This is a genomic window from Nostoc sp. DedQUE12b (genome assembly GCF_034530835.1).
Classification (GTDB): Bacteria; Cyanobacteriota; Cyanobacteriia; order Cyanobacteriales; family Nostocaceae; genus Nostoc.
Map to the genome: position 1 here is coordinate 1 of NZ_JAVRCI010000016.1, position 12,318 is coordinate 12,318.

Genomic DNA, 12,318 nt, shown 5'->3' on the forward strand with positions numbered 1-12,318 from the left:
CAGCCTTCAGATGGAATGGCTTTTATCTCACAATGCTTAACCCGAACTCAGGTTAGATAAGGGTGAGGAGTTAACTTTGCCCAAGGAATTTTTGCTGTATCACCTTTAGCTTCGGTATATAACACATCAAACCATGCCGATGGTTCTGATTTTTGTACAGCTTCGGTAGCTAACTGTTTAACATAAAATCGTAAATCTTCAGGTTGCTGTTCAAACATAAAAACTGACATTACTAACAATTTGTACATTCGCAGATTAAATGTCGGTATTCGCAAATAACGACATCATCTTCTTGAATTGCTGAAACCTTTACTGTAAAAACTTTTCAGTTGATTTTGTTACTTAAAAGACAAGATTACTTAATTCGCATATTTAATGTCGAAAAACCATTTTTTGCAAATTTATGTCGTTTTCTTAGATTTTGCGAATTGCAAATTAAATGTCGTATTTCATAAATTAATGGTACATTAATACTATTAATCAGTTCTTCTTACTTCTATGGCAGACCAAGAATTTGGATTAACTGGAGAATCGACGGAAGTTACAGAAGCTATTTGCCTCAGTGACAGTAATTTCGCAGTCGATCCATTGCTGATTATTCTGAAAACTACGGATAATAATAAACTAAGATTTAATTTAATTCAATGGCTTGCTGAATCGCCAAATCACCAGATTAAGTCTCAAAGAAAGCAGGCAGTAGCAGATACTCTCTGTGTTTCTATTCGGCAGGTGGAGCGTCTTCTTAAAGAATACGATGAAGACAGGTTACAAGAGACAGCAGGAGTATCACGCTCAGATAAAGGCCAACATCGAATCTCCGAATACTGGCAAGAGTTTATTAAGGATATTTATAAAACGAGTGTTAAAGAGAAACATCCAATGTCTCCTACACAGGTTTTTAGCGAAGTAAAGCGAAAAGCGACGGTTGATCTTGGGCTGAAACAAGGAGATTATCCTCACAAGGCTACTGTATATCGAATTTTAAATCCGTTAATCGAGGAAGAAAGACGGAAGAAAAAAGTTAGAAATCCGGGTTCAGGACCTTGGTTGGGAGTAGAAACACGAGATGGGAAGCTACTAAAAGCGGATTTTAGTAACCAAATTATTCAATGCGATCACACACAGATGGATCTTCGGATAGTTGATATTCTTCTTAACCTGCTACCGGAGCGACCTTGGTTAACCACAGTTGTAGATACTTACTCAACCTGTGTTCTAGGCTATCACTTATGGGTAAAACAACCAGGTTCTGCTGAGGTGGCTGTAGCCTTAAGACACGCTATCTTACCCAAACAGTATCCTTCTAACTACCAACTTAGTAAAACTTGGGACGTATATGGGACTCCCTTACAATATTTTTTTACTGATGGAGGAAAAGATTTTCGCTCAAAACATCTGAAAGCCATTGGCAAGAAATTAGGGTTTCAGTGCGAATTGCGCGATCGCCCACTTCAAGGTGGCATTGTAGAGCGGCTTTTCAAGACTATCAATACTCAAGTTCTTGAAGGGCTACCTGGCTATACGGGATCAAATGTTCAGGAACGTCCTGAAAATGCAGAGGAAGAAGCCTGTTTAACCATACAGGAGTTAGATAAGATTTTAGCTAGTTTCTTTTGTGACATTTATAACCACGAGCCTTATCCCAAAGATCCTCGTGAAACGAGATTTGAACGTTGGTTGAGGGGTATGGGAGGAAAATTGCCTGAACCTTTGGATGAGCGAGAATTAGATATTTGCTTGATGAAGGAAGCTCAAAGAATAGTTCAAGCTCATGGCTCTATCCAGTTCGAGAATCTGGTTTATCGAGGAGAATCACTCAGGGCATATAAAGGTGAATATGTGACGCTGAGATATGACCCAGACCATATACTGACATTATATGTTTACAGTTGTGATGCAAATGATGACTTGGGAAATTTCTTAGGCTACGCTCATGCAATAAATATGGATAGCCAAGACCTGAGTTTAGAAGAATTGAAAAGCCTTAATAAGGAGCGAAGTAATGCTCGTAGAGAGCATTCTAATTATGATGCATTATTAGCATTAGGTAGGAGAAAAGAAATTATTGAAGCAGCTAAACAGAATAAGAAAGAAAGAGTGCAAGCAGAGCAAAAACGTTTACGTTCTGCTTCAAAGCCAAATTCAAATGTTGTACATTTAAGAAAAACTAAAACTTCAGCTTCTGTACCAAAAGAAAAACTTGAGGCATTGCCAAAACAGATAGAAGAAGATATAAAGCCTCAACAATCAGAATTTCATACTGAAGAAGATTTATCAAATCAAAGTAATAATAATAAAGAAGAGAGACACAAGTTAATTATCTCTAAGCATCAATATAAAAATAATATTTGGTGACCTATGGCACGATCGCAACTCGCAATTCAGCCCTCTGTCGCAACTCTAGCTCCTCAGCTTGACCTCAATGCTCAACTTGCTAAAATCGCTGAGGTTGAGGAGTTATTTAGAACTGCTTTTATTCCAACTGATCGCGCTTTAGAATACTTCAAATGGTTAGATGAACTAAGGTTAATCAAGCAATGTGGTCGAGTTATCGGCCCACGAGATGTGGGAAAAAGCCGAGCTTCTTTTCAATATAAGCAAGAGGATAGGAAGCGAGTTTCTTATGCCAAAGCTTGGTCAGCGTCTAGTTCCAAGCGTCTATTTTCACAAATTTTGAAGGATATTAAGCACGCAGCAATAACAGGTAAGCGAGAGGATTTACGTCCAAGATTGGCTGGTAGCCTTGAGCTATTTGGGATAGAGATGGTCATTATTGACAATGCTGAAAATCTCCAGAGAGAAGCTTTATTAGACCTAAAGCAACTATTTGAAGAATGTAATGTCCCTATTGTTTTAGTTGGAGGTCAGGAGCTAGATGATATTTTATGCGGTGTTGATTTGTTGACCAGTTTTCCCACATTGTATGAGTTTGAACGCTTAGAATACGAAGATTTTAAGAAGACACTACTGACAATTGAACTTGATATTCTGGATTTACCAGAAGTATCTAACCTAGCTGAAGGGTCTATATTCGAGCTTTTGACACAAAATACAGGTGCGCGAATAGGAGTTCTTGTCAAGATACTAACAAAGGCAGTTTTACATTCTTTGAACAACGGCTCTAGCAAACTTGAGCTATCTGTTTTAGAAAAAGTTGCTAATCGGTATGGCAAAAAATACACCCCACCAGAATCAAGCAAAAAAAATAAATGAAGATGATAACGTTCGTCCAAGGTTAGGCTATGTTGAGCCGTATGAAGGCGAAAGCATTAGTCATTATTTGGGACGCTTGCGACGATACAAGGCTAACAGTCTTCCTTCGGCATACTCTTTAGGAAAAATTGCTGGTATTGGCGCTGTGACATCTCGATGGGAACAGCTTTATTTCAATCCATTTCCTAGCTATGAAGAATTAGAAGCTTTGGGTAAGCTTATTTGCGTGCAGGTTGACAGGATATATGAAATGTTGCCGTACAAAGGTATAACAATGCAGCCTAGACCAATTAAATTATGTGGTGCTTGCTATGCAGAAGTTCCTTGTCACCGCATTGAGTGGCAGTTTAAGGAGAAAATGAAGTGCGATCGCCATCAGTTGGGTTTATTAACAAAATGTACTAACTGTGAGACACCATTTCCAATCCCTGCTGATTGGGAGCTAGGGGAATGCACCCATTGTTCTCTGCCTTTTGCAAAAATGGCAAGGCGTCAAAAGCGCTATTGACAAAAAACTATTGAATTATACAAGTAACCTCATTGATAGGGTTTTACAAAAGGCGATCGCACTTTCTTCGGGGAGGACGATCGCCTTTATTTTTTTATCAATAATCTACGTCTCATCGATGAGGCACAAGTGCGATCGCACGTATTCAAATTCAATTAGTGGCTGAAAATTAAAACCTATAGCGCTCAAAGTTTTTAACAAAAGCAGTAAATATACTACTTAGTATTAAAAACTTTAGAGCTTATACTTGTGAAGCTAGAATTCTAAGTAATTTTTTGTTAGCTTCAAATCCTGCTGTCAAGGATTTCTGCCATTAAAGGCAGTTTATGTAGCGTAAGTTTTACAAAAGCCTTCAGAGTAAATTTTGACTTGAGGTGGCTAGGGTATGGATGAAGTCGTCAAAAAAGTAGCTGCTTTGGGTTTACCTGGTGTGATTTTGGTAATCACAATGGCAGCTACAGGGTTTACAGGTGCTGCTGCCATTACAGCTGCTTTAGCTTTTTTGGGCGGGGATGCTGGGTGGAATTGCAGTTTTGGGGCTAACAGGATTAATTACAGATGCTTTGGCAAAAGTCAGCCTAGAAGATTTTCTCACAGCAGTTTATTGCCAACGCCGACAGGATGAGTCACATGGCAAGCTGTTAGAAGAGATTAACTCGTTGTCACTGTTTGACGGCGACATCAAAGATAGACTCAAGACGACTGTAACTGACGGGTGCGGTTGTGCAACGGTGGTTAAGTCTAGTACAACAGATGATGCAAGAGAAGCGATCGCTATTTTAGAGAATGTCCCTGGCATGACTCCTGCACACCACAGAGATTTTAAAAGTTCTAATCCGATCATCAGGCTCAGGGACGGGACAGTAGTGAGAACTTGGAAAAACCCCGTTGGTGTTGACCATGTTTTTTTAGGTGATCGCAGTGACAAAATGATTTACGGCGGGTTTGTCGGTTGGATTCACAGTGAAGGGTTAAACCAGGCAATCGTTCGCATTAGAAGAGACTTTACTTAAGGGAGTAGTACTTAGTGGCTCGTGGTCAGAAAAAAACCGAACAGAATAATGGCAATGGGGCGACTTTAGGCTTTGAACAAGCTCTGTGGTTAGCTGCGGATAAGCAGCGAGGTCACATGGACGCAGCGGAGTATAAGCACGTCGTCTTGGGGTTGATTTTTCTTAAGTATATTTCCGATGCTTTCAGTGAGCTTTACAACATTTACTCACAGCAAGCTCACGTTGACCCGGAAGACCGCGACGAGTACACAGCAGAAAATGTTTTTTGGGTTCCCAAAGAAGCGCGGTGGTCATATTTACAAGCTAACGCCAAGCAACCCACCATTGGCAAACTGTTAGATGAGGCGATGGATGCAATTGAGAAGGAGAACCCATCGCTCAAAGGCGTGTTACCTAAGGATTACAATAAGCCAGCCCTAGATAAACAACTGCTAGGAGAAATCATTGACCTGATTGCCAAAATTGGGTTAGGAGATGAAGCCAGTCGTTCTAAAGATGTTTTGGGGCGAGTTTACGAGTATTTCCTGGGACAGTTCGCCACTGCGGAAGGTAAGAGAGGCGGACAGTTTTATACACCGCGTTGTGTGGTGCAGTTGTTAGTAGAAATGATTGAACCCTACAAAGGGCGAATTTATGACCCCTGTTGCGGTTCTGGCGGAATGTTCGTGCAATCTGAGAAGTTTGTCGAAGCGCATGGGGGAAGGATTGGCGATATTTCCATCTATGGGCAAGAGTCCAACCCGACAACATGGAAACTGTGCAAGATGAATTTGGCTATTCGTGGCATTGATGGGAATATTGGCGCACACAATGCCGATACTTTCCACAATGACTTGCACAAAGACCTCAAAGCTGATTTTATCCTAGCCAATCCCCCATTTAACATGAGCGATTGGGGCGGGGAGAGGTTGCGAGAAGATACCCGTTGGCAGTATGGCACACCACCTGTAGGTAATGCTAACTATGGTTGGGTACAGCAGATGATTCACCATTTAGCACCAAATGGCATTGCTGGTTTTGTGTTGGCGAATGGTTCGATGAGTTCTAACCAGTCCGGGGAAGGTGATATTCGCCAAGCTATTATTGATGCGGATTTGGTTGATTGTATGGTGGCATTGCCAGGACAGTTATTTTACAATACCCAGATTCCGGCTTGCCTGTGGTTTTTTGCACGGAATAAAAAAAATGGGAAATTTCGTGATCGGGCTGGGGAAACATTATTTATAGATGCGCGAAAAATGGGGTTTTTACTTGACCGAGTACACCGAGAACTGACAGAAGAGGAGATAGCTCGGATTGCTCAAACTTACCATGCTTGGCGGGGTGAGAAGGAAGCGGCTGAGTATAAGGATATCCCCGGTTTTTGTAAAAGTGCCAAGTTAAATGAGATTGTCTCACATAGTTATGTTCTCACGCCGGGACGTTATGTAGGGGCAGAGGAAGTTGAGGATGATAATGAGGCGTTTGAGGAGAAGATGCTGCATTTAACAAAGAAATTAGAGCAGCAGTTTGAGGAATCGGCAAGGTTGGAGAAGGCGATTAAAGCTAATTTAGAGGAAATGGGGTATGCAGAATAAATGGACACGAAAAACAATTGCTGAATGTGCGGCAAATGAACTCTACTCCACGCAAATCGGCCCATTTGGGAAAGCTTTAACTCCTGAAGAATACACCTTGTCTGGTGTCCCGCTTCTACGCGGCGTAAATGTTAATCATGGACGCTTTTATGACGATGGTTTTGTATTCATCAGCGAAAAAACAGCAGATAGGCTATCCAAGTTCGAGTCATATCCTGGTGACGTGTTACTTGTACATAAAGGGACACTCGGTCAGATAGGACTTATGCCGAAGGACAGGAAGTACCATCGGTACATTATGGGCAACAGTATGTTAAGAGTTCGATGTGACGCTACAAAGCTGATACCAGAATATCTTTACTACTGGCTCTGCTCTAGTGAAGGACAGCATTACCTCTTTAGCCGGGTGTCTCAAGTTGGTGTTCCACAAATTCAGAGGCCATTAACTACTTTAAGAGAAGCTTCATTACCCGTCCCCCCACTGGATGAGCAGAAGGCTATCGTCCACATTCTCGGCACACTCGATGACAAAATTGAATTGAACCGGGAGATGAACCAAACCCTGGAAGCGATGGCACAGGCGATCTTCAAATCCTGGTTTGTGGACTTTGACCCCGTTCACGCCAAGATGGAAGGACGACAACCAGCCGGAATGGATGCTGCAACTGCTGACCTTTTCCCTGATCAGTTTGAGGAGTCGGCATTGGGGATGATTCCGAAAGGGTGGGAGGTATGGATGCTTGGAGATTTGATTAATATCAAGCATGGTTACGCATTCAAAGGTGAGTTTTTTAGAACAGAACCACCAGGAGACATACTTTTAACACCAGGAAACTTTGCTATTAATGGTGGATTCAAAGACGATAAATTTAAATATTACGTTGGTGAGGTTCCAGAAGATTTCGTACTTGATGAAGGCGAATTAATCATAACCATGACTGACTTAAGCAAAGCTGGTGATACTCTTGGCTATCCTGCCATTATTCCACCACTCCGAAGTGGTCGTTACTTACATAATCAGCGACTAGGAAAAGTTATTTTAAAACCTAATTTTTCCCTCAGCAAGTTACATCTCTACTATTTATTGCGTACAGATATATATAGAAATGAAATTTTAGCAAGTGCGACAGGAACAACAGTTAAACACACATCTCCAGACCGAATAAAAGCTTTTAAATTTCCTTTTATAGATAATAGACTTTCCGTAACCTTTGGGAAAATTGTCGAACCTCTATATAAAAGAATTATTTTAAACGATGAGCAATCACGCACCCTTGCATCTATCCGTGACACCTTAATGCCCAAACTCATATTAGGTGAAATACGGGTCAATGAAGCAAATAATTTTGTAAACTCCTTAACATGAATAAAATACATTCTTCAGTAAGTATGGAGATATCAGAAGTCAAAGTAGATGCCACATTTATTACCTTTGAAATGCACGGTGTTCGTGAGATAGTACAGATGACTGCTGGTGCTGTACATATTGAACGCCAAGTCACAGCATTGGAAAGCGCAATTGTAGAAAACCCAGGTTTAGCCATCGACCTTATCAGGGCATTGATTGAGAGTGTTTGTATAACTATACTCAATGACCGAGGACAAGAAGTTAGTAAAAAAGATGATTTACCAGACTTGTTTAAAAAGACACTCAAACAGTTACAGCTAGTACCTGAAGATCATGCTGCTGCAACAAAAGTTAGTGATAGCTTGAAGCTCACAGCCAACGGCTTGTTTACCGTGATAAAAGGAATATGTGAACTTCGCACTAATGAAGGAATTGCATCACATGGCAAGGATGCTTATTTCAAATCGTCACTAGAGTTAATGCAGGTACAACTAGCAGCACGATCGGCAGATGCAGTAGTAAGCTTTCTCTTCAAAGTTCATAAAAACTATGGAGAAAAACATTCAGTGAAGAGGTTAATGTACCAAGATTTCCAACAGTTCAATAATTATATAGATGATAATAACGAACCAGTCGCAATCTTGAGTTTGTCTTATTCTCCAAGTGAAGTCCTATATCAGGTTGATAAAGAAGCTTATCGTGACTTGCTCATAGAATATAACAATCAAGAGTTAATAGAGAATAATAATCCCACTAAATCTGAAGAGCAGTATTTATCTGATGTTATGTGCGTGAACTCTAAAGATAAAGAAATAGAAGAAAAATCTTGTTAGTGAAAAGGTTAAAAAAATAATCATCAATAAATATTAAATATTTTTTAAAAAAAATAATATTATGCAAAATTCTGACTTCACAGAATCAATAGTTGAACAAGCTACACTTGCTTGGTTTGAAAGTATAGAATATAACATTTTATCAGCTTATGACATTGCCCCTAATGAACCAAATTCTGAAAGAATAAATTACACTGATGTGGTGCTAATTGGCCGCTTACGTTTAGCACTAGAAACAATTAACCGCCAAATTCCCGCCGACGCTATTGAAGAAACCATTCGCAAAATTACCCGCAGCGAAACCCCTAGCCTCTTTGAAAATAACCGCCGCTTCCATAAATTCCTCACCGATGGCGTAGATGTCGAATACCAGACATCAGAAAGAATTGTCTACGACCAAGTTAAAATCATCGACTTTACCAACCCGGATAATAATGACTGGCTAGTACTTAATCAATTTACTGTTATTGAAAATAAAAAAGAACGCCGCCCTGATGTAGTAGTATTCATCAATGGCTTACCTTTAGCTGTAATTGAACTTAAAAATCCAGCCACCGAAAACGCCACAATTAAAGGGGCATTTAACCAACTCCAAACCTATAAACAAGATATCCCTAGCTTATTTCCCTATAACGAAATATTAGTAGTTTCCGACGGTACAGAAGCCAGAGTCGGAACCCTTACTGCCGACTGGGAGAGGTTCATGCCTTGGCGCATGATTGATGAAAAAGGCATTGCTTCTAAAAAAACCTCCGAACTGGAAGTTTTAATTAAAGGCATCTTTGAAAAAAACCGCTTTCTCGATTTACTAAAACATTTCATTGTTTTTGAAGTAGACGGTAGCGACATTACAAAAAAAATGGCAGGCTACCACCAATTCCACGCAGTCAATAAAGCCATTGAACGTACTGTGATAGCCACATCACCCGAAGGTGATAAACGTGTAGGTGTTGTTTGGCACACTCAAGGTAGCGGTAAGAGTTTAACAATGGCATTCTACGCCGGAAAAATCATCCAGAATCCAGAAATGGCAAACCCAACTCTGGTTATTCTGACAGACCGCAACGATTTAGACGACCAATTATTTAACACCTTTGCTTACTGTTCTGACTTGCTGCGCCAGAAGCCAGTCCAAGCTCAAGATAGGGAAAACTTAACAGAACTGCTACAAGCGTCATCTGGTGGCGTTGTTTTTACCACTATTCAGAAATTCGCACCAGAACCAAGGCAACAATACCCCGAACTTTCTCCCCGTCGCAACATCGTTGTGATTGCAGATGAAGCACACCGTAGCCAATACGGTTTAGAAGCGCGTGTAGTCACAACTCAAGATGAAAGCGACACCTATATTGCTTATGGTTTTGCGAAACATTTAAGAGATGCTTTACCTAACGCCTCATTTATGGGCTTTACAGGAACTCCCATAAAATCAACTGATATTAATACAACAGCCATATTTGGTGACTATATTGATATTTACGATATCCAAAGAGCAGTTGAGGATGAAGCCACTGTCCGCATTTATTATGAAGGACGTATGGCGAGACTGGAACTGTCAGAATCAGAACGTCCTCACATTGATCCAGAATTTGAAGAAGTCACAGAAGGTGAGGAACAGTCAACCAGAGAACAGTTAAAAACCAAATGGGCAAGATTAGCAGCTTTGGTAGGTGCAGAAAAACGTATTGCCCTAGTTGCTCAAGACATCGTGGAACATTTTAAGCGTCGCCAACAAATTCTTGACGGTAAGGCAATGATAGTCTGCATGAGTCGTCAAATTTGTGTAGATTTGTACAATGCAATTATCGAAATTTGCCCAAATTGGCATCATCTCGACGACGACAAAGGAAAGCTGAAAGTTGTAATGACAGGTTCAGCCGCAGACCCTCTAGAATTTCAACCCCATATCCGCAATAAATCAAGACGTAAAGCACTAGCAAAGCGGTTTAAAAATGAACATGACCCGATGAAATTGGTAATTGTGCGGGATATGTGGCTAACAGGATTTGATGCTCCATGTTTGCACACTATCTACATTGATAAACCAATGCAAGGTCATGGTTTAATGCAAGCCATAGCCAGAGTTAACCGCGTCTTCAAAGACAAACCAGGCGGTTTAGTTGTGGACTACTTAGGCATTGCTGACCAACTAAGATCAGCATTGAGAGATTATACTGCTGACAGTCAAGGTCAAACAGGCATTCCTCAAGAACAAGCGATCGCTCTCATGCTAGCCAAGTACGAAAACGTCACAGCACTGTTAGACGGTTTCGACTATTCGCCGTTCTTTACAGGTACTCCATCTCAACGTGTCTCCACCATCCCCGCCGCAATGGATCATATTCTGGGATTGGAAGATGGACAACAGCAGTTTATCAAAGCTGTGAACGAATTAGCCAAAGCCTTTGCTTTGTGCAGTTCCAGTGATAATGCGATCGCAATTCGGGATGAAGTCGGTTTATTCCAAGCTATTCGTGCTGCTTTTGTCAAACACACTACAACTGGGGGTAAAAGTCCCGAAGATGTAGATACAGCAATTCGCCAAATTGTCTCTAACGCCGTTGTAAGTAATGAAGTGGTAGATATTTTTGCTGCTGCTGGGGTGAAAAATCCTGAGATTTCCATCCTCTCCGATAAATTTTTAGCAGATGTCCGCCAACTACCCCAGCGTCATCTAGCTTTAGAATTGCTACGGAAATTAATCAATGACGAAATCAAAACGCGATCGCATCGTAATTTAGTACAGTCCCGTTCCTTTGCCGAAATGCTAGAACAGACAATCAAAAGATACCAGAACCGCACCATCGAAACTGCCCAGGTGATGAGCGAATTAATCGAACTAGCAAAAGAAATCCGGGAAGCGACAAAGCGAGGCGAAAGCCTGGGATTATCTGAAGATGAACTAGCATTTTACGATGCCCTGGATTTAACTGATACCTCAGTCCAAGCATTAGGCGATGATACCCTCAAAGCGATCGCTCGTGACCTTGTAGATACAGTTCGCCGCAACGTTACCATAGACTGGACACAAAAAGAAAGCGTCAAAGCCAACCTGCGCCGCTTAGTCAAGCGCCTACTGCGGAAATACGGCTATCCACCCGAAAAGCAAGAGAAAGCGATGGTAACAGTCCTGCAACAGGCAGAGTTACTTTGTAAAGATTGGGCTGCATGAGGGGGAGAAAGTGCGATCGCACTCAGTGTAGAGAGTGGTTTACCTACAAGGAGTTTGTACAAGACAATGCTTTCTAATCTTTGGTAGTTTGGAGATTAGAAATTTAACACTTCCTTTAACCCTCCAAAATTACGGTAAATAAAAATGAATACATTACTTTTTCAAGTTCAACTTGAAATGCTCCATTTATGTCTGTTATGCAGCGAAAGTGAAGTCAAAGAAAGTGAAATCAAAGAAAGTGAAGTCAAAGAAATTGAACTCATCGTGCCATCAATAGCAAGTATGGCAGCACTACGCGGAGTTGCATTACATAAAAAATTCGGTGGGGGGAAAAATTTGACCTTAGCTGAAGCGATCGCACAAGAAAAACCTCTGACCCTTGAAGATATTGATAAGATGGTGGATTTTTTTGAGAAATTCAAACTAGACATGGACGATCCAGGGTGGTACAACCCTGAAAACCCTTCTGTAGGTTGGATTCGCTGGTCCCTCATGGGAGGACAGTCCGGTAAAAACTGGTCAATAGCCACCAAAAAGATGGTTGAAGAAGGTTTGAAAGATAAATCTATAAAAATAAAGACGCTGGAATAAATATACAGCAGAAAAAATACTAAAGCTTCCAGTTTTTCTAAGTAGTTCTATTTATTTGGCGAT

The 12,318-nt window shown here is 40.9% G+C and carries 10 protein-coding genes; 9 read left to right on the top strand and 1 reads right to left on the bottom strand.

Going from position 1 to position 12,318, the window contains the following annotated elements; all coding sequences use genetic code 11:
* Window positions 1–47 precede the first annotated feature (47 nt).
* Complete coding sequence (locus RMY16_RS10690; protein ID WP_322736331.1) at window positions 48–230, bottom strand: hypothetical protein; 183 nt, start codon at window positions 228–230, stop codon at window positions 48–50.
* Window positions 231–498: 268 nt separating this feature from the next.
* On the opposite strand from RMY16_RS10690, the gene RMY16_RS10695 reads away from it, so the two are divergent.
* The 9 genes from RMY16_RS10695 to RMY16_RS10735 all read left to right on the top strand — a co-directional run bounded on the left by RMY16_RS10695 (window position 499) and on the right by RMY16_RS10735 (window position 12,255).
* Entirely contained in the window at window positions 499–2,355 is a 1,857-nt protein-coding gene (locus tag RMY16_RS10695) for a Mu transposase C-terminal domain-containing protein (protein ID WP_322736332.1), read from the top strand.
* A 3-nt stretch (window positions 2,356–2,358) separates the two neighbouring features.
* Entirely contained in the window at window positions 2,359–3,213 is an 855-nt protein-coding gene (locus tag RMY16_RS10700; RefSeq protein WP_322736333.1) for an ATP-binding protein, read from the top strand.
* Window positions 3,167–3,721, top strand: a complete 555-nt coding sequence (locus RMY16_RS10705; protein ID WP_322736334.1) for a hypothetical protein — start codon at window positions 3,167–3,169, stop codon at window positions 3,719–3,721. The genes RMY16_RS10700 and RMY16_RS10705 overlap by 47 nt, the downstream gene beginning before the upstream one ends.
* A 512-nt stretch (window positions 3,722–4,233) precedes the next feature.
* Window positions 4,234–4,734 (top strand): hypothetical protein, encoded by a 501-nt coding sequence (locus RMY16_RS10710; RefSeq protein WP_322736335.1) that lies wholly within the window; start codon window positions 4,234–4,236, stop codon window positions 4,732–4,734.
* A gap of 14 nt (window positions 4,735–4,748) precedes the next feature.
* The gene (locus tag RMY16_RS10715) at window positions 4,749–6,311 is read left to right on the top strand and encodes a class I SAM-dependent DNA methyltransferase (RefSeq protein ID WP_322736336.1); all 1,563 of its coding nucleotides are present in this window, start codon (window positions 4,749–4,751) and stop codon (window positions 6,309–6,311) included.
* A complete protein-coding gene (locus RMY16_RS10720; protein WP_322736337.1) occupies window positions 6,301–7,677 on the top strand; it encodes a restriction endonuclease subunit S in 1,377 nt (458 codons plus the stop codon). The genes RMY16_RS10715 and RMY16_RS10720 overlap by 11 nt, the downstream gene beginning before the upstream one ends.
* Before the next feature lie 23 nt (window positions 7,678–7,700).
* Window positions 7,701–8,492 carry an abortive infection family protein gene (locus tag RMY16_RS10725; RefSeq protein ID WP_322736338.1) on the top strand — a complete coding sequence of 264 codons (792 nt, stop codon included), beginning with the start codon at window positions 7,701–7,703 and terminating at the stop codon, window positions 8,490–8,492.
* A 61-nt stretch (window positions 8,493–8,553) separates the two neighbouring features.
* Window positions 8,554–11,664, top strand: a complete 3,111-nt coding sequence (locus RMY16_RS10730; RefSeq protein ID WP_322736339.1) for a type I restriction endonuclease subunit R — start codon at window positions 8,554–8,556, stop codon at window positions 11,662–11,664.
* 144 nt (window positions 11,665–11,808) lie between these two features.
* Complete coding sequence (locus RMY16_RS10735) at window positions 11,809–12,255, top strand: hypothetical protein (RefSeq protein ID WP_322686490.1); 447 nt, start codon at window positions 11,809–11,811, stop codon at window positions 12,253–12,255.
* Window positions 12,256–12,318 lie beyond the last annotated feature (63 nt).